The following is an 18,312-nucleotide window of genomic DNA, read 5'->3' as shown; positions in this document are numbered from 1 at the left end:
GATCAACTAGCGGGTTTCTCTTGTTTAACCGCCGACGTCTCCTGCTTCGTTGCGGCAGCCATCTTGCTGCTTCCGTTGAAAGCGCCGCCTGCTTCAATAATAAGCGAACCGACGGAGATATTGCCGTTCAGCACCCCGGTAGCACATATCGTCAGCTTGCCCGTCACTTCTGCATTGCCGTCCAGCTGTCCCCCCAGCATCAGATTTCGTGCGGCGATGTTGGACTGGGCGCGGCCACTCTCTCCGATGATGACATCGCCGCTGGATACGATGTCGCCGACGACGGTGCCCTCGATGCGGATTCCCGCCTGGGACTTCAGTGTGCCCTCCAGCACGGTTCCCACACCGATTAAGGTGTCGGTCGTATCCGGATTGACTTTGCCGCTTTTATTCTTGAACATGTATATCTTCTCCTTCGCTCGCATCTTTCCTGGCGTCCTGAATATAAGGCAGTGGATTCACATGGCTGCCATTCACGATGACTTCGTAATGCAGATGGGGTCCGGTGCTTCGCCCCGTATTGCCAAGCTCTCCGATCTGCTGTCCCTTCACGACCTTGTCGCCAATCTCGACATATCTTGCGTTCAGATGAAGATAACGGGTCTCGATATCTCTGCCGTGATCGATCATAATGTTGTTGCCATGCGGATAGGTGCGCTCTGACAAAGTGACCGTTCCGTCGGCAGTGGCGTAGACGGGTTCGCCTCGACGGCCGCCGATGTCCAGGCCGTTATGCAGTGAGGATCTGCCAGAGATGGGATCTCTGCGGTAACCGAACTGCGACGTCATCTTGCGTGAATCGGCGGGCCATATCGTCGGCGTAATCTTCATCGTATGCTGGTGCTTGAGCAGAGCGTTGATGGTGGATTTTAAACTGGGGCCCAGCTCCTCGATATTGGTCTGAATATGGGAGTAGCTGTCCATAGTCCTGGCGGTCAGGGCGCCACCAGTGGACATTGGCACAGGAACAGGCACCTCTTCACCGCCTTGCCCGCTTTCCTCGGAATTGTAAGCGCTTGAAGAAATGCGCACAGCAGGTTCCTTAATGCCGGCGATTTCTTTAAGCTGAGATTCCAGCTGCTCGATTTCGAACATTTGCCTCTCGATGCTTTGCGCTTGCTGCGTCAATTGCAAGACATCACCTTGCAAGGCTGCAATGTGGACTCTCTTGGACTGAAGCTGCTGCTCGTAATCTGCTTCGGTCGATGTCAGCTGTAGGGACAGCTTCTGAACGCGATCGGATCGATCCCAGAATAAGTAGATGAATAGAGCGGAGCATATCGCAAGTAGAAGGATGCAGGATATGGTTAGGATCAGTGCCAAGCGGTTCAACCGGTAGCGTCTGACTGATTGATTGCCTTCCGGTATGATGACGAATGTGAAGTGTTTCGACATCCAGTTCATACTTTTCCTCCTTGATTAATGAGGTTCATTCAAGTTTCTTTTTAATTTGCAGCTCTTATCTATTCGACAATAAGCCGCATTTTCCTTCATATCGGTGAAATAGTAGCGGATTAATGGTACATTTGATGTAGGAATTATGCTATAGCGATAGTAATATATCGAAGGGAAGCGACAGAGCATGAAATGGGATGGGCATACGCATACGAAATTTTGTTATCATGGCAGCGACGCGGAGCAAGAATTGTATCTGGATCGCGCCATAGAGCTGGGATTCCAGCGTTATACGATCAGTGAGCATCCTCCTCTGCCGGAGGGCTGGATCGTAGACCTGCCATTATGGAAGGAGCTGGCGATGCCGGAGGATGAGCTTCCCCTTTATATGAACTATGCGAAGGCGATGAAGCAGCGCTACGAAGGGAAGCTGGAGGTTACGGTCGGCCTGGAGCTGGACTACTTGCAGGGTGGTCTTGATTACACGGAAGCGATCGTCGAGCGGTGGCAGCTTGAGCTGGAGGATGTCGTCTATTCGGTTCACTACCTGCCCGGCGTGGGCGGCATGCGATGTATAGACTTCACACCGGGGGACTTCCGCACCAATCTGCTTGCGTATTATGGCAGTATGGACAATGTGGTGAACGCGTACTACGACCATGTGGAGGAGGCGATTGCCTTCGCCGCCGGATTACCGATGAGGAAGCGGCTCGGCCATATCAACTTGATCGAGAAATTCCGCCGCGAGCTGCCGCCGATTGACGAAGCGCTCGTTCGGCAGCGCCTGGAGCGCATTCTGCCCTTGCTTGCGAAGTCGGGCGTCGGAATTGATGTGAATACGGCAGGCCTACGCGTGCCGACATGCGGGAAGCCTTATGTGCCGGAGTGGTTCCTCGCTGAGTGCCGTAAGCTGGGCATCTCTTGCGTATACGGCTCCGATTCCCACAAGCCGGAGCATGTAGGCGTCGGATGGGAATGGTATGCGGAGCAGATGGGGGAAGCTGAAGCGGAATAGTCCAGTATACAGCGCCAATGCAAGAGGCGACGGCCAGCAGCATGCTCGTCGCCTCTTTTTTTAAGGCAATGTTAATGTTGATTTTTAGCCAAATGAAAACCGCCTTGGTTGAAAGACGGTTTATTGAGCTATCATTTCTCGTTAGTGGAGGACATTATTTTTCAAGTGTTTTGGCAAATTCTCTAAGTTCCTCGGGATTATTTGTATGGAACACAATCTTTTCGGCATCAAAGATAAGGATAATCGGACGCTTTTCTTCAAGACCTAATACTTTAAACCATCCCAATTTATCGTTCTCCGAATGTATTGTCACTTCTTAAATGTACTTAAGAAGTGCTGGTTCAGAATTATGCACCCCGTTTACCTTTTAATCCCAATCTCGTGAAGCCGAAAGTATCTGCATTGTGAATTTACCTTCTTCTTTTGAAACCAACTGTTCCAGCACATCTGTCTTGCTTAAACCGCAACCAGTACAAATTAAGGCGACTATAAGCAAGAGTAGTCCTAACTTGACCTCTATAACCATATTCCACCCCTGTGCTTTTCTCACACTTTATTACGCGGATATCCAACCAGCGTTATTGAACATAACTGCCAGTTAGCTTAACAAGAACAAGCAGCAAGCCGAAGTTTGGTGTTTGTGTCGGTCACAGAAAACAGGCACGATTTTACCAACATATTTTCTTATTCGATGAGGTATTCTCATATTCTTTGCTGTCTATATAACGAAACCTAGCCAAATAATGTTACAAATATCTGGTTGTAACACTATTGAAGCGGTCCATCCATTTCTTCAAGCGGGTGTGATAGCTGTTTACGTTTTGGATATGGTACACGCCTTTAACACGTTGTTTTCCGTCGGACTTGAAACGGTAATTAGCAAACCTTTTTGAATTCGCATAGGAACTAAATGCCCTCCAGGAATCAGTGTATAGCACGTTTGAGTCAGATAGATGACCACAATCACCTCATCCAATTTTGTTGTCCGAATACGCCCACGTCCAAGTACACCAGAGTAAGTCATTTTGCTGAATGGGTTTTGTAATGGGGACAAACAAGCCCATCTTTGTGCTTCTGCTCTTGAATTTCATCAATTGCTGGAACAGGAATCGCCACACCCTTTGTTCGTGACTACAAAAAGTAGATAAGCTCTCGCTTGCCGTTATCATCTAACGTACCAGCAAGCTTTTGCAGTTCCTTAAAATCGGTTTGTAAATCATCTCCGAACAGCAATGTCATCTTCACTATAGAGCATTTGTTCGTAATTGTTCAATATAAACATTAAGCTTTAACATAGTCTTTTTTTAAATGGATGAATGGCGAGCTGTAGGCGATGTGACCTCGGTTGGAGAGCGGCACTCAATAGCCGCTCCCATTCCCGCTGCCGGGCTGTTCGCCTGCTTGCCGCTGAAATGCGATGATCCAGTCGCCCTTCACCGCCGCATAGCCGGAGTCTCCTTCGACGACCAGTCCGTACAATCCTTTCACATCAAGGTATTCCTTGCGCGAGCCGTTATCGAACTCCAGCGTAATGTAGTAATACGTTCTCGACGATGAGCCCATATGAACGTGGTCATGATGATGGTGATGGTTGCTGGAGCTTCTCACCTCCGTACGCTTCGATACGATGCGGGCGAATGTGGACTCCTGAGGCGCGCTGGCATTGCGAAAGTATTTGACCGCATTCATTACGAACATCACAATAATGACGCCGAACACGAGAAAAAACATGACCTGAAAGAGGGAGAATGCGGAGCCGAATCCCCCACCGAATGGACCGAATCCCATAGTGTGTGAACCTCCTTATTCATGGTAGTGTGTAAAAACAGTTATACGCCACATCAGTTCAAATTGTTTCATGAACCTCCTGTTTATTCCTGCTTGAACCATAAGTCGCGGAAGCGTACCCAGCTCAGCGATTCCAGGGCAATGCCGCGCACGGCGGGATGGAAGGCGGTCTTCAGTGCCTTGCGATAAAGAAAAAGAAGGCTGTGCCGCTCTTGAAGCTGCCGCTCGATCCCGATGAACAGCTTCCTTCTCTCCCTGACATCCGGCTCCGACATGATGCGCTGCAGCGACCGCTCCACGCTGCTCTTGGCCGTTGGCAGCATATGCTGCTGCATGCTCTTGTACAGATCGATGAGCCGCAGCTCGCGATGCTCGTCCAGCATGGTGGCGAACAGCAGCAAGTCCGCCTCCATCCGCGCCGCTCCCTTGAACGCGCCGACATGCACGATGGAGATCGTCACGTTGAACCCCGCCTTCTCCAGCAATCCGGCAATCAGGCTGGCATCGGCGGCATATTGCGAGATGGTCATCATCGAGATAGGCTGGCCGTCGTATGAGCTCTGCGCCAGTTCGCGCCGCAACTGCCCGATGTCGAAAGGGGCGGCTGACTCGGACTCCTCCATCCGGTTATCGCCGTCGTGCTCGCTCCAGAAGCTGGACGAGGCTTCGATCACATCGCCGGCGAGCATGTCTAGCAGAACAGGGCGATGGATGGCGCGGTTCAAGATGGCGCGCACATCAGGCGCAGCGAGCGGCCCGCGCTTAAGCTCGTTCACGGTGATGAACTTGCAGGTCGTTCCGGATTGCCTCACCTGCCGCCACTGCCCGCTATCGCCTTTCTGCAGCCGAGTATTGTGCATCACTTGGAATGTCCTCTCATGCTGTGGCTCGCTGGATTCCCATTCGACGGAGACGGAATCCGGCATCGTCCATACCTCCACCCGGTCAAGGAACGCCCTCCCCTGGAAGTAGGGAAGAAAGGCTTCCAGCGTCCATACACTCCGCTCGCTGCCCAGCAGCCGGAACGGACCGGTGCCGACCGGCTTCGAGCCGAATGCGCTGGCCTCCGCTTCACACAGATCCTCCGGAACGATGGAGGCGCGATTGGTCGTCAGGAAGGAGAGGAACGTCTCGTTCCTCCGCTTCAAACAAATGCGCACAGTCGTCTCATCCAGCGCCACCGCTTCGGCAATATCGTTATATACCCAGCTGTACAGTCCGTCGGGTGCAAGTCTCTGCAGTCGCTTCAGGGAGTAGACGACGTCGGCGCTCGTCATCTCGCGGCCGTGATGGAAGGAGACCCCCTTGCGCAGATAGAATGTCCATGTGGTTCGCTCCGTGTCGGATTCCCATGCATGCGCCAGATGAGGCATAATGCTTCTTCCTGCGGCATCCATGGCGACCAGTCCATCGAACAATTGATTGACAAGATGGGATTCCCCGATATAGTGAATGGCGGCGGGGTCCAGTGTATCGATGCTCTGGGGCAAGGGGAAGCGCAGCACGTCCAGCCGCTTCTTGCCCTCCACTTCGGAGCGGAAGCCGAATTGCCCGGAGAGCCAATCCCGGAATTGCTCCTGCTGCCGGCTTCCTGACTCGTCCAGCTCCTGGACAATTCGAAGTGCGGATGCGAGATCCTGCTTCTGCACATGCTCCTTCGCTTGCTGCAGCAGGATGGTGTCTAGCGATGCGAGGAACAGGAGCTGCGAGCGCTTGCCTCTGCCTCTGTTAGGTTGCCAGCTCAGCCAACCTTCTTCCTCCATCCGACGCAGTAAGATGACCATATTGCGCTGGGTGCATTCGACGATGGAGGCAAGCTGCCCGGTTGTCGCGTCTATCGGCTCTTGCTCCCTCACATCCGGGAAGGCACGCCTTAGCGCCGCATAATGCCTCCGAAGCTTCATCGTTTCACCATCCTCTAAAATATGAAATTTCCATTTTTTAATTTGCACTTTTTGTTCTTGTTTTCTAGGTTACAATAAAAAGAGAGAAGAATAAAGCGGCAAGGAGTGTGAATGATGCGAAATCCGGCACCGTGGCGGCAACGCTATGACGGGATGTTGTGGCTGGCTATTCTGCTTGGCCTGTTCGGCCAATACTTATTTCTAGGAAGAGCTACGGGCGTATCCGTGCCCTTGTATCTGCTCTGTATATACGGCATGTTCTTCTATGCGGCGAAAGGCCGTCTGGGCGGGTTCGAGCGATGGAGAGGACAGCTGCGATCGGGCTTGCTATTGCTGATCCCGATCTTTTTGCTGTCGATGACCTATGTCCTGTACAGCAATCCCTTCTTTCACCGATTAAATGCTATCGTGCTAATCATTCTTGTAACAGCTCAAATGATGCTGGTGACCAAAGGTGGCTCCGTCCCTTGGCATCGCCTGAAATTCTACAGAGAGATGATCCGTCAGCTGTTCGTCCAGCCCGTTCTGCACATACGTGAACCGTTCTTGATACTAGGCGGCTGGCTGCGTGCGGGCGATGAGGAGGGCAAGGAACGCAGCCACATTCTGAAAGTGCTGTCAGGGATGCTGATCGCCGCTCCATTGCTTCTGATTATAGTGGCGCTGTTGTCATCCGCGGACGGCATCTTCCAATCGTGGATCAATGCTATACCGCAGGTGCTGGAGCAAGCGGGCCTGGACGCGGTCGTGGCAAGGATGCTGGCGGCTCTTGCGATTGCAGTCTACCTCTTCTGCTTCATGTGGAGCTTACTCTTCCCCGGCAAGCCGCGACAAGCGCCTTCCGCACCTCCAGAGGAGGAGAAGGCTGCGATCGGCATGAATGCAGTGACGGCAGGAACGGTGCTGATATGCGTGAATGCCGTATACGCGCTGTTCGCGTTCCTCCAGTTCTCTTATTTATTCGGCGCGGCGGAAGGGCTTCTGCCAGAGGGTGTGGCGTATGCGGAGTATGCCAGGCAAGGATTCGCCGAATTGGTCTTGCTCAGCCTGATGAATCAGGGACTTCTGCTGATGGGACTGCACTTTATTCTGCCCGCCGGAGCGCTTGGCGAGCTGGCAAGGAGAGTGTTGCTCAGTCTGCTCCTCTGCTCCACCTTCGTCATGCTGGCGAGCGCTTATATCCGGTTGTCGCTGTATGAACAAGCTTATGGCTATACGATTGCCAGGTTGCTTGCGCACGGCTTCATGATCTTCCTCGGCTTGCTGCTTGCCGCCGCCCTGATTCGGGTATGGGTGGATCGCTTCTCGCTGGCGAAAGCGTATCTATGCGGCGCAATTGCCGCTTATGTCATCATGAACTATGTGAATCTGGATGCCAGAGTGGCGGAGAACAATGCCGAGCGATATGCTGCGTCCGGCGAGATTGATATGTCCTATCTGCTCACCTTGTCTGCAGATGCGGCGCCAGCGATGATGGAGCTGCATCGGCAGCATCCTGATCTGGCACAGCTAGAGGAGTGGCTGGAGGACCTCGCAGAAGATGCGGATGACAGGGCGCATTGGGCGTCTTGGAATTATTCTTGGCAGCGACTGAGACCGTGAAGGAGCTCCCGTCGTCTTATAGAAGTAGAAAGAGAGAGGAGGGACGCTTATGAGCAGAGGCAAACGATGGTTGTTCGTTTATATACCTGGATTTCTAATTCTGCTATGCCTGTTCTTGTACGAAGAGAACAATCATATCGGCATTACGACTTACACGGTCAGCTCAAGTGAGCTGCCGCAAGGGCTGGACGGTTATCGAATCGTTCATCTCTCGGATCTGCAGAGCAAGATGTATCCCAATGACCAATACCCGGTCGTGTCCAAAGTGAAGCGGCTGAAGCCGGATATTATCGTCATGACGGGTGATATGGTGGATGCCGGTCATTATGACGAAGAGGCGACGATGGTACTGATGCGAGGGGTTACGGAGATCGCGCCTGTCTACTTTGCTGCAGGTAATCACGAATATGCGTCTCGCACCTTCCCGGAGCTGGAGAAGAAGCTGACAGGCCTCGGCATACATGTGCTGCGCAATGAACGAGTGCGAATCAAGGCGGGCGACGGGAACATCTCCCTTATCGGGGTGGATGACCCTATCTTCAACAGGCAGGAGGACGGAGATGTCGACAAGATGACGGCTCATCTTCGGGAAGCGATAGGGGGAGAGGTAACGGAAGATTACAGCATTCTGCTGTCCCATCGGCCAGAACTGTTCCATGTCTATTCCGATCACAGTATTGATCTGAGCTTTGCCGGTCATGCGCATGGAGGACAATTCCGATTGCCGCTTATCGGCGGCGTCTACTCCCCGGGCCAAGGCATGTGGCCGGAGCTGTCGGAAGGCTTGCACGAGAGGGACGGTTCGACGCTTGTCATTAATCGGGGATTAGGCAACAGCGTATTCCCCCAGCGCCTATTCAATCGTCCGGAGATTGTGCTTGTAGAGCTGGCATCGCCGGCATTCTAGGGCAGTCTTAGAGACACCTTTGGCGGAATCCCGTGAGGGCGGATCTGCAGTGTATGCAGCCAACACTGGAGTGGCGGAATCCCGTGAGGGCGGATCTGCAGTGTATGCAGCCAACACTGGAGTGGCGGAATCCCGTGAGGGCGGATCTGCAGTGTATGCAGCCAACACTGGAGTGGTGGAATCGCGTGAGGGCGGATCTGCAGTGTATGCATCCAACACTGGAGTGGTGGAATCGCGTGAGGGCGGATCTGCAGTGTATGCATCCAACACTGGAGTGTCGGAATTCCGTGAGGGCGGATCTGCAGTGTATGCAGCCAACACTGGAGTGGTGGAATCGCGTGCGGGTGGGTCAGCAGTGTATGCATCCAACACTGGGGCGCCGAAAAGGTCATGCGGGCCGGAAGAGTATGGCCAATTGATGCCGTAAGGGATTTTCCTTGTCTAAAAAAAGGGACCCGCAGCAACGGGCTGCGGGTCAAATTTTTTATATTATTAAAAAGGGGGTCGAGTTCTAGTATAGCCCCTGAATGTTAAAGGACGATGTTCGTAATATTTCAATCACATTACAAATGATGGATTTGTGTCCACATTCAATGATAGACGGGCGGCGTATCAGGAACGTTGCCGTATTCCGTTACGGTCAGTTGACCATTTTCATCAAGCGAAGCGAAAAAAATCTCCGAGAGCTTCTTTTCTCGGAGCTCTAATTGTTTCAATAACCACTCCTGGCTGTACCCCAATTCCTTTAGCGTAATCATTTGAAGAAGTCCTTCTTTGACAACGGGATAGGCGATTCCGACTTGCTTGCCGCTCAGGCCGAGATCCTGTTTGGTAGCCGGCTGACTGCCTGCTTTTTTCAATATGCTTATGCCTCCGTTGCCCTCCAGTATCGCGAGCTCCACTGTAGCAGGATCGAATATTTCATATTCCCTGACCAGCTGTAAAATATCGTCAACCGTGTATTGTATTTTTTTTAGATTGTGGTGCATAAACTTGCCCTGGTAAATGACGATGACGGGCTCGAATGTGATCAGCTTCCCGAACTTGCGATACTTCAGCATGAAATAAGAGATCAGCTTCTGCAGCAAGCCGATGAAGATGATAGCGACTGCAGTATGGATATGTTCGATTCGAGGATCGGCAATATCGGCCCCGATAACGGAACCGAGAGATAAGATGATAATAAAGTCAAAGATAGGCAGCTGTCCGATCGAACGCCTTCCCATAAATAACGCAACGATCAACATAAGCGGAAATATGGTGTAGATGCGAATAATAACGAGCAGAGAATCTTTCACGAAGTGCATAGTTTTCCCCCATTGGCTCATGATAATAACGGGTATCCAGTTTTTACATCCTTACAATTTGCAAAATGGACGCAAATTATGCTGAATAAGATCATATTAAACATTTGTAAATTCGACTCAATCTTATATAATGGTATAGGAATTGCGAAAAACTGATTTGTGTGGCGGGAGGATTTCAGGTGGATTGGCAGGAGATTATCTTTAAATTTGTCGGGGGACTCGGCATCTTCCTGTTCGGCATCAAGTATATGTCGGACGGATTGCAGAAGACAGCAGGCGATAAGATGAGAGGATTGTTGGCCAAGTATACTTCTAACCCTTTGTTAGGCGTATTGGTCGGCATTGTCGTCACAATTCTTATCCAGACCTCTACAGGCACAACGGTTATGGCTATCGGATTGATTAATGCCGGACTCATGACCTTAAGGCAAGGGATCGGCGTTATCTTGGGCGCCAATATCGGGACGACGATGACCGCATTTATCGTAGGCATTAAAATTGAGGAGTATGCCCTTCCAATTATTGGGGTAGGGGCGTTCCTTCTGTTCTTCATCAACAAAAAGCGGATACAGTATATTGGCCAAGTCATATTCGGCTTCGGTACGCTGTTCCTGGGGCTTTCGACGATGGGGGGAGGACTGAAGCCGCTTCGATCGCTGCCTGAATTCACCGACTTTATCGTCGACCTGTCGCATTCGCCTATACTGGGAGTCATCGTTGGCACAGTATTCACGGTAATCGTGCAGAGCTCCAGCGCAACGATTGGCATCTTGCAGACAATTGCCGATGAGGGCATGATTCAGCTGAGAGGTGCATTGCCGGTATTGTTCGGCGACAACATCGGAACGACGATTACAGCGGTGCTGGCATCCATTGGTGCAAGTGTCGCGGCCAAGCGAGCAGCGCTTGTGCACGTTATTTTCAATGTGCTGGGTACCATTCTGTTCTTGCTTGCATTGGATCTTGTGTATCAAGTCGTTCTATGGATGGGCGAAGACGTCAATATACGGATGCAGATCGCTTACGCGCACGGCTTCTTCAATGTCACGAACACGTTGATCTTCCTGCCGTTCGTATCCGTACTTGCCTGGATTGTGACGAAGCTGGTTCCGATGAAGGAGCAAGAGCTGGAGTTCAGACCAAAGTATCTGGATATCAGATTGCTGGCTAACCCTTCGATCGCGCTGGGACAAGCGCAGCATGAGATTGTTCGCATGGGCAATCTGGCGCGTGAGACATTGAACGATGCGTCGAGCTTCTTCTTCAAGCGCGACAGCAAGACGGCTAACCTGGCGCTTCAGAAGGAGCAACTGGTTAACGAGCTTGACCGCAAGATTACGGATTACATGGTAAAGATTCATCAGAACGGCCTGACGGAGGGCGAGTCCGAAATTGCATCAGGCTTAATGCATACCATTAACGATATTGAACGAATCGGCGATCATGCCGAGAATATAGTGGAGCTTACGGAGTTCAGCATCAACAATAAAGTAGAATTCTCCGACGAAGCGGAGCGCGATCTGAAAATGATGCTGGAAGCGGCCGATCATACGTTGTCCAGAGCGTTGTACGCTCTGGAGCATAAAGATAAGGAGGCGGCTTCCGACACGCTCAAGGGCGAGGCGGAGCTTGACCGGATGGAGCTGGAATTCCGCAAAGCGCATATCGCTCGCCTGAATCAGAATCTGTGTACAGGCAATTCAGGCGCGATATTCCTCGACATCTTGAGTAATCTGGAGCGTGTGGGCGACCACAGCAAAAACATTGCTCAATACGTGCTTCGCGACGAGTGATGGCGGTGTAAGGCTTATGCTTATACCGCATATGCCCATATGAATGGAAAGGGGCTGTCCCAGGTCTTGCGACCTTAAGGACAGCCCTTGCTGCGTCTTGTTATGTTCATAGGCACTGGACTCAGAAGTGGTTGCTTGCTTAGTCTTGTTCGTTAGTCGCCTTGGCCAAAGCTCTCTTCCATATGCCCAGCAACAACTCCAGTTCCATCACATACTGCTCCGCTTCCAAGCTAAGCGCTCCTTGATCTGTTGGCGCAGAACCTTGCAGAATAGCGGCATATGTATCCGACAGAGCGCCATGTGCGGCTATCGTCGTCCGCATAGTCTGCAGCTCTCCTAGCAGTGTGGCTGCTCCCTTAAGCTGCGATCTATCGAACGGCTCCGCAATCTGCCGCATGTCAGCAGCACTATGCGCATGAGCACTGTGCGCATGAACACTGTGCTCCGTGAGGTTGTTTATTACGGTTGCATTTCTTTCTGTCCTCGTGTCTGGCATACGGCGAGCGTTGCCGCTTGTAGGGGACGCTGCTTCAGCGGGCTGCCCTGCAGCGGCGGAATGCTGCTCCGCGAGCTTCGCTTGTTCCTCGGCATCCCTTACTCGCTCCGCCTGCTCTTCCGCTTTCCTCGCTTTCTCTTTGCGATTCTGCTCATAGGTGGACCAAGTCTCCAGTAGACCGCTGCCTGACTTGAGCAGCAGCTTGTCTTTCGTGCCTTCGGAAATCGCCTTGTCCTTGAACAGCTTGGCGATTTTGCGAATATCGCTGACAGGCAGCTCGTCTCTGGCGGCTGTAAGCGCGAGGGTATCGCGATATTCCATTGGCAAGCTCTTCAGCGGCATCAGCTGTTCCTCCGTCAGTCTGTCCTTACGGATTTCTGTACCGCTGACGATGAGTTTTTTGACGGCGTTGCTGAACTGAAGCAGATCGCACTTGTTTTTAATATAGTTCTCCGGCTTGCCGAGCTTAGCCGACAGAAATTTGATCGAGCTGCGGAACTTGGAATCATTGAGCAGTTTGTTGAACGCTTCCGCTTCCTCGATAGGGGAGAAGTTCTCCCGTGTCAAGTTCTCCGCAATTTGCTCCAGATAGATTTCCATCTCATCCGTCGCGCTAGAGACGATGCATGGGATAGCGGCTAGTCCCAGGAGTTTGCTTGCTTTGTAACGGCGATTGCCGTAAATGATCTTATAACGCCCGTTCTCCAGTTTTCTTACCTTGATCGGGGACAGAAGCCCAATCTCCTGTATGCTGTTCATCAGCTCTTGCAGCGCATCTTCTTGGAACTGATATCTGGGCTGATCCTTGTCCTCGTCGATTTGATTCATATCGATATGTATAATATTCACGGCTGAAATCCCTCCTGTAGCTAGGTAAGAACCATATCTCTACATTATAACAAAATACGAGATTACGAGGCTTCCATGGTCGGGAGAAGATATGTGATGCTATCGGTTCTTCGGTACTAAGAAGACATGAAGCTATCCGTTCTTCGCCAACTTGTTGAAAGCTTCCTCAATCGTATCCAGCTCGCTGCTCCCAATAATCACATCGATCACTTGGCCTTTCCGGTCGATGAAGTAAAGCGTCGGAAAGCCTCTTCCGTTATATTGCCTGAACACGTCTCCATTCGTGTCCAGCAGGACGGGATAAGGAATTTCATGGCGCTCCACATATTTTGATACTTCTTTACGCTGATCCCTGTCGATCAAATTCACACCAAATACGTTCACTTTATTCTTATATTTCTCATGAAGCTCTACCACCTTCGGAGCATCTCTATTGCAATAGGTGCACCAGGAGGTGAAGAAGGAGAGGACAGTCGGTTTGTCGGCATAGTTGACATCCACCGCCTTGCTGTCTTTCAGGCTGTTCAATGTGATCCCATTGAAGGAGCTGCTGCTAAGCTTGGGCTCTTCAGCAGAGTTGTTAATGATGATTAATATGCAGGCTACTAAAGCTAATCCGATTATGATGCCGCTCCAGATTTTTTTATTCATCTGATCAGTATTCATCCCATTCAACTGTCACAGTATTATCATTATACTGGAAAAACTGTGTAAGAAATACCTGTTGGAAGGCTGTTTCTAGTTATTCTGGCCTTTTCTGAATTTATGGAATTTCGGCAGGGAAATATACCGATGTAAGGAAAATCGCAGACGATGCGGCCTCGGTTGGAGGCAGGTAAGTGCATGGATGTGGAGCTGTAGGCGATGTGGCGAGTCGGAAGATCATGGGCTGGGAGGTTGATGGAAGCATGAAGTTTAGAAAGGTGACAGTTGGATGTGTGTTAGCGGGGCTTCTCTTCATGTTGCTTGCTCCAGTGACTCCCGTTAATGCGCAGTCCTATCAGAAACGCTATGACGTTATCGTGGCGGGAACGGATCCGGAAGGGATAGCGGCGGCCGTATCTGCGGCGAGGAATGGGCTGAAGGTGCTGTTGGTGGACGGTAAGGGACGTGAACAGCTAGGAGGGCTCATTACGCTAGGCTGGTTGAACTCGCTGGATTTGAACTATTCTCCAGCGAAGAAGCAAGGACAAAACGGGCAACGTTTTCTGAACAGAGGGATCTTTCAGGAATGGTATGATCGTCTGGAGGGTACATCGATTGATGTAGTCTCCGCAGGACGAGCATTCCGCCAGTTGGTGGAGCAAGAGGAGAATATTATAGTCAAGTTGAAGTTGCAGGATTGGGAGCCGATTGTGCGCAAGGGGAAGCTGGAGGGGCTGAAGCTAGTGGATGCGGCGGGGAGAGCGGAGCAGGTCCATGCTTCCGTGGTCATTGATGCGACACAGGATGCGGATATTGCTGCGATGGCGGGCGTGCCTTATACGGTGGGACGCGAGGATCTGGGCGACCCATCATCCAGAATGGCCGTTACTCTCGTCTTCAAGATGCGTGGCATCACTGACGAAGGCTGGAAGGCGATCGGCCGGCGCAAGGATACGGGGCGAGACGACAGAAGCGCATGGGGATTCCCCGAGGCGAGCCGTTATGTCTCGTCGCGTCCGAAGCGGGTAGCGCTGCGCGGGCTGAACATCGGACGGCAAAATGATGGCACTGTCCTGATCAATGCGATGCATCTATTCGGTATTGACCCGTTGGATGTCTCATCGCGGGCAGAGGGGATGCGGATTGGGCGCGAGGAAGCACCCAAAATCGCTGCCTATTTGAAGCGAACCTTCAAAGAATTGAAGCAACTTGACTATGCGGGAACCGCTCCCGAGCTATACGTTCGGGAGTCGAGGCACATACAGGGAGAATACCGGCTCACAATGGCGGATGTGATGGAGAATCGCGATCATTGGGATGCCATCGCTTATGGCTCTTATGCGGTGGACATTCAACGGCTGGATCGTGGCGATAACGGCGCGGTCATGATGGCGCCGCTACAATATGGCGTGCCGTACCGCACTTTGGTGCCGCTTAAGGTCGATAATCTGCTCGTCGTGGGCCGCTCTGCCAGCTTCGATTCCTTGCCGCATGGAAGTGCACGTGTCATTCCATTGGGCATGGCAACGGGGCAAGCGGCGGGAGCCGCCGCGAAGCTGGCGCTGGAGCGGGGGATGTCCGTCCGCGAGCTGTCACGGTCGAAGGAGGCCATCCGTACGCTGCAGGAGCGGCTTGTCTCGCAAGGGATGGAGCTTGTCATGCAGAAGTTGGCTGAGCCTGCGTACCGGCAGCATCCGGCATATCCCGGCTTGCTCGCCGCAGTTAGCATGAACCTGACGACGGGCGGTTACGGGAACGATCGTTGGAACTTGGACGGGACTGCCGGTACGCGTCGTTTTCAAGAGATGTTAGGGAAGCTGGCGATCATACATCCGCCCTATTTCCGAAGACTGTCTGATGGCGTGAAGGGCGAGGGGATTCGGGAGGCATCGGCTATAGGCACAGGGGAGGCGCTGAGCTTGCAGGAGGCAGCCTATGTCATGTGCTTGGCAGCAGGGGTGAAGACGGATCGGGAACATGCGCTTGATGTGCTGCAGGATAAGGGGTGGCTCAGCCGCGAGCGAGTGGCATCATTGAGTAATCAATCTGCATTAACGAATGGCGAAGCGTTCCTGCTCATCAGAGATGTGCTTGAGCATTATGCCGGCGTGGTATATGAGTAGAGTGGGTTGAGGGGACGCGGCAAGTGTGTTGCGTAGCGGCGTTCGTGCTCGTCTAGATAGCTTCGCCCACCAAGAGTGCCTCGTCCGTCGCAAAGTCGCTCTCTATCGCTCAAAATGGTCACATAGCCGCACCAAACGTACGCTGACCGCCCACACTTACCATTGTGGGGGCGGACCATCGGCATAGGATATTGTCGACGAACCCCTCATGACTCCCTCTCCTCACTATATCGTTCCATGACCCACTCTACCGTCTGGCGCATCCGCTGAATGAGCCGATCATTCTGAATCACCTGCACCCGCTTGCCGAGGAAGCGCAGCTTCGACAGCACATATTCCAGTTCATCTTTGGCGAAATAGAGCGTAATCCGGTATTCGCCGGCTTCCTCGTCGTAATCAATATCGCGTTCAAAAGGTGAAAAAGCGTACAGAATGCGCGACAGCTCCTCATTATATTCCGGCACGATGCGGATAACAGCCGATGTCTGCTTGCCTGCCAACCGCTTCTTGACGGTGGCAAGCAGCTCCGCATATTGTTCTTGCGGGCATTCCGTCTCGCGGAACGCCACTATTTTGCTAAGCCGGGTGCTCATCATCATGCGCAGACGTACGTGAAGCCAGAGCAAGTACCATTCTCGCTTCACCATGGAATATTCCAGCTTGTAAGGGAGGGCGGCAACATGCTCATGGCATCGCCCATCCTTCACGCCGTAGTCCAGCTGCAGCAAGCATCCCTTCAGCATCGCTCTTCGCAGCGGGCGAATAAGCGGGTGATAGACTTGCGTCTCCCGCCCTGCCGCTTTCATGAGCAGATGCCGATCCCAATCCGGCATGGCCTCCTCCGCCAAGTGCCGCTTCAGCTTGTCCAGTGTATCCGGCAGCAAGGCTTCGTCCGCCGCTTCGTGCTCCAGCATCCCCTTCAGCCAGCTCCGCTCATGAGATGTCGTCATGAAGGTGCCGTTGTCATGCAGCCGCGACAGAATTTGATAGTTGAATATTTTCTCAAAGAGGCTCATAGTATGCTCCGATCTCCTTCCACTCCTGGGTCAGCTCCTGCCGCAGCCAAGCCGGTTCCAACACCTCGCAACTGGAGCCGAAGCTTCTGATCCATGGCTTGATCTCGGTCGTTCCGTTCACTTCAATCTCGTAGATGAATCCCTCTTCCTGCTCCTCGGTAATCGTTCCCCACTGGCCTTGATGCCGCACCCGGTCCTTCACGAAGTTCGGGATAGACGGTCCCGGATTGTAAAATTTCAGGCGAATGAGCACCTTGCGGCCCGTATCGATTAACCAGCTATGCTTCACGCGCCGTTCCAGCAGCTCCAGCTTCTCCAAATATTCGTCCTCCGGCACGACATCCGCGACAGCCAGCTGCGTGATGCCCTCCATCCGGAACTTCTGCACGTTCAGTCCGCGGCTGAAGCCTAGCAGATACCATCTGCCGTACTGATGGTCATAGACAATCTTCAACGGGAGAAGCGACACTTGCTTGCCCATGTTATCCCGCTCGTAGAGCGGATTCGTATTGCGGGAGGCGTAGCTTGTCTCGCGCTTCGGGGTGAAGTACAGGAAAGAGACGCGGCGCCGCTCCTCGATCGCTTGCAGCAGGCTGAACAGATGAGCTTCGTCCAGAATGCGGGAGTAGAAATGGTATTTGTACAACGCGGCTTCAAGCCCGTCGTGATCATCCTTGAAGCCGTCCCGAAGCAGTTGCTTCTTCAGACTGTCCCGAAGCAGATAGCCCTGCACGGAGGGGAGCTGGGTGTTGGCCATAATGTCGACGAAATCGTACAGGTCCAGCAGCTCGTCCGCAGTCAGCTCGCTGATCCAGTCGTTGCGCAGCTGATAGCGATACGGACGCGAGCTTCCCAGCTTCTGAATAACACCGACACCCTCCAGATACTTCAGGTCGCCGCGAATCGTCTTCTCGTCCGGTAAGGAAAGAACTTCATCCATTCCCTCGCAGCAGATGTCCAGCAGCTGGAGCGCAGTCTGCGGGCTGTCCTGCATGGCCGTAAGCAGAAGAGACAAGCGCTGGCTTTCGGATTCCTTCAACGATTTCCCCCGGAACAGGAACAGCAGCATGGGATCCGCGGAATCGGGATAGCTGTAGCGCAGCATATCGCCGAAGTCCTTGTCGGCCTTATCCGGTCCCGCTTGCTGAACGGTGCTTGCGATCTCCTTCAGACGCCGGGCCATCTTGTCGTATGTATGCACAGAGATGCCGAGGCGCTCCGCATACTGCTGGCGGTTGTATGCGCCGCTAGTGAGCGCCAGCATGCGCAAGTATTGAATCTCTCTATCGAAGCTTTCTCTGGCCATCCGCCTACATCGCTCCTTTCCAGACTATTGTAGCAGGAGAAGAAGAAGGGAGTAAATGCGTGCAGAAATTTGCCAAGTCGTAATACTTTCACCATGTTCGCAGGAGGAGAATTCAGGCATCATAGAGGCAACAGGAAGCGGCAAGCGGGGAAGAGCGAGCGGCGGG

At 52.6% G+C, this 18,312-nt stretch carries 16 protein-coding genes and 1 pseudogene; 6 read left to right on the top strand and 11 right to left on the bottom strand.

Features of this window, described 5'->3' with window-relative positions; genetic code table 11:
- Window positions 1–2 precede the first annotated feature (2 nt).
- Window positions 3–401, bottom strand: coding sequence for a bactofilin family protein (locus tag ACFQ2I_RS10120; RefSeq protein WP_377563987.1), 399 nt, complete (start codon window positions 399–401; stop codon window positions 3–5).
- The gene (locus ACFQ2I_RS10115; RefSeq protein WP_377563986.1) at window positions 388–1,404 is read right to left on the bottom strand and encodes a peptidoglycan DD-metalloendopeptidase family protein; all 1,017 of its coding nucleotides are present in this window, start codon (window positions 1,402–1,404) and stop codon (window positions 388–390) included. Before ACFQ2I_RS10115 ends, ACFQ2I_RS10120 begins: the two co-directional genes overlap by 14 nt.
- Window positions 1,405–1,582: 178 nt before the next feature.
- Between ACFQ2I_RS10115 and hisJ the strand changes: the two genes are divergently transcribed.
- Window positions 1,583–2,410 carry a histidinol-phosphatase HisJ gene (gene hisJ / locus ACFQ2I_RS10110; protein ID WP_377563984.1) on the top strand — a complete coding sequence of 276 codons (828 nt, stop codon included), beginning with the start codon at window positions 1,583–1,585 and terminating at the stop codon, window positions 2,408–2,410.
- Window positions 2,411–2,564: 154 nt separating this feature from the next.
- Here the strand turns inward: hisJ and ACFQ2I_RS10105 are convergent, their stop codons facing one another.
- From ACFQ2I_RS10105 to ACFQ2I_RS10090, 4 genes and pseudogenes are all read right to left on the bottom strand, one after another.
- Window positions 2,565–2,696, bottom strand: coding sequence for a hypothetical protein (locus tag ACFQ2I_RS10105; RefSeq protein ID WP_377563982.1), 132 nt, complete (start codon window positions 2,694–2,696; stop codon window positions 2,565–2,567).
- A gap of 385 nt (window positions 2,697–3,081) precedes the next feature.
- Window positions 3,082–3,649: pseudogene (locus ACFQ2I_RS10100) on the bottom strand (IS1595 family transposase); the annotation flags it as partial.
- A gap of 120 nt (window positions 3,650–3,769) precedes the next feature.
- Complete coding sequence (locus ACFQ2I_RS10095; RefSeq protein ID WP_377563981.1) at window positions 3,770–4,198, bottom strand: DUF2500 domain-containing protein; 429 nt, start codon at window positions 4,196–4,198, stop codon at window positions 3,770–3,772.
- A gap of 83 nt (window positions 4,199–4,281) precedes the next feature.
- Window positions 4,282–6,102, bottom strand: a complete 1,821-nt coding sequence (locus ACFQ2I_RS10090; protein ID WP_377563979.1) for an ABC transporter substrate-binding protein — start codon at window positions 6,100–6,102, stop codon at window positions 4,282–4,284.
- Between the two features lie 114 nt (window positions 6,103–6,216).
- On the opposite strand from ACFQ2I_RS10090, the gene ACFQ2I_RS10085 reads away from it, so the two are divergent.
- Genes ACFQ2I_RS10085 through ACFQ2I_RS10075 form a run of 3 tightly spaced genes read left to right on the top strand, consistent with a single transcriptional unit; the run spans window position 6,217 to window position 9,038 of the window.
- Window positions 6,217–7,704 (top strand): DUF4153 domain-containing protein, encoded by a 1,488-nt coding sequence (locus ACFQ2I_RS10085; protein ID WP_377563978.1) that lies wholly within the window; start codon window positions 6,217–6,219, stop codon window positions 7,702–7,704.
- Window positions 7,705–7,753: 49 nt separating this feature from the next.
- Entirely contained in the window at window positions 7,754–8,611 is an 858-nt protein-coding gene (locus ACFQ2I_RS10080; protein ID WP_377563977.1) for a metallophosphoesterase, read from the top strand.
- 49 nt (window positions 8,612–8,660) lie between these two features.
- Entirely contained in the window at window positions 8,661–9,038 is a 378-nt protein-coding gene (locus ACFQ2I_RS10075; RefSeq protein WP_377563976.1) for a hypothetical protein, read from the top strand.
- A gap of 163 nt (window positions 9,039–9,201) precedes the next feature.
- Here ACFQ2I_RS10075 and ACFQ2I_RS10070 read toward each other — a convergent pair whose 3' ends face one another.
- Complete coding sequence (locus ACFQ2I_RS10070) at window positions 9,202–9,918, bottom strand: DUF421 domain-containing protein (RefSeq protein ID WP_377563975.1); 717 nt, start codon at window positions 9,916–9,918, stop codon at window positions 9,202–9,204.
- Window positions 9,919–10,097: 179 nt separating this feature from the next.
- Here ACFQ2I_RS10070 and ACFQ2I_RS10065 point away from each other — a divergent pair, with 179 nt between their 5' ends.
- Complete coding sequence (locus tag ACFQ2I_RS10065; RefSeq protein ID WP_377563974.1) at window positions 10,098–11,711, top strand: Na/Pi cotransporter family protein; 1,614 nt, start codon at window positions 10,098–10,100, stop codon at window positions 11,709–11,711.
- Between the two features lie 139 nt (window positions 11,712–11,850).
- Here ACFQ2I_RS10065 and ACFQ2I_RS10060 read toward each other — a convergent pair whose 3' ends face one another.
- Complete coding sequence (locus ACFQ2I_RS10060; RefSeq protein ID WP_377563973.1) at window positions 11,851–13,056, bottom strand: ParB/RepB/Spo0J family partition protein; 1,206 nt, start codon at window positions 13,054–13,056, stop codon at window positions 11,851–11,853.
- 132 nt (window positions 13,057–13,188) lie between these two features.
- Complete coding sequence (locus ACFQ2I_RS10055; RefSeq protein ID WP_377563972.1) at window positions 13,189–13,707, bottom strand: TlpA family protein disulfide reductase; 519 nt, start codon at window positions 13,705–13,707, stop codon at window positions 13,189–13,191.
- 257 nt (window positions 13,708–13,964) lie between these two features.
- On the opposite strand from ACFQ2I_RS10055, the gene ACFQ2I_RS10050 reads away from it, so the two are divergent.
- A complete protein-coding gene (locus ACFQ2I_RS10050; protein ID WP_377563971.1) occupies window positions 13,965–15,824 on the top strand; it encodes an FAD-dependent oxidoreductase in 1,860 nt (619 codons plus the stop codon).
- Between the two features lie 206 nt (window positions 15,825–16,030).
- On the opposite strand, the gene ACFQ2I_RS10045 is transcribed toward ACFQ2I_RS10050, so the two are convergent.
- Both ACFQ2I_RS10045 and ACFQ2I_RS10040 read right to left on the bottom strand, forming a co-directional pair.
- The gene (locus ACFQ2I_RS10045) at window positions 16,031–16,840 is read right to left on the bottom strand and encodes a WYL domain-containing protein (protein ID WP_377563970.1); all 810 of its coding nucleotides are present in this window, start codon (window positions 16,838–16,840) and stop codon (window positions 16,031–16,033) included.
- Window positions 16,827–18,146, bottom strand: coding sequence for a helix-turn-helix transcriptional regulator (locus ACFQ2I_RS10040; protein ID WP_377563969.1), 1,320 nt, complete (start codon window positions 18,144–18,146; stop codon window positions 16,827–16,829). The genes ACFQ2I_RS10045 and ACFQ2I_RS10040 overlap by 14 nt, the downstream gene beginning before the upstream one ends.
- Between the last annotated feature and the right edge of the window lie 166 nt (window positions 18,147–18,312).

This window comes from Paenibacillus chungangensis, from assembly GCF_042675905.1.
Taxonomy (GTDB): Bacteria; Bacillota; Bacilli; order Paenibacillales; family Paenibacillaceae; genus Pristimantibacillus; species Pristimantibacillus chungangensis.
This window is presented reverse-complemented; position numbering and strand designations above follow the sequence as displayed.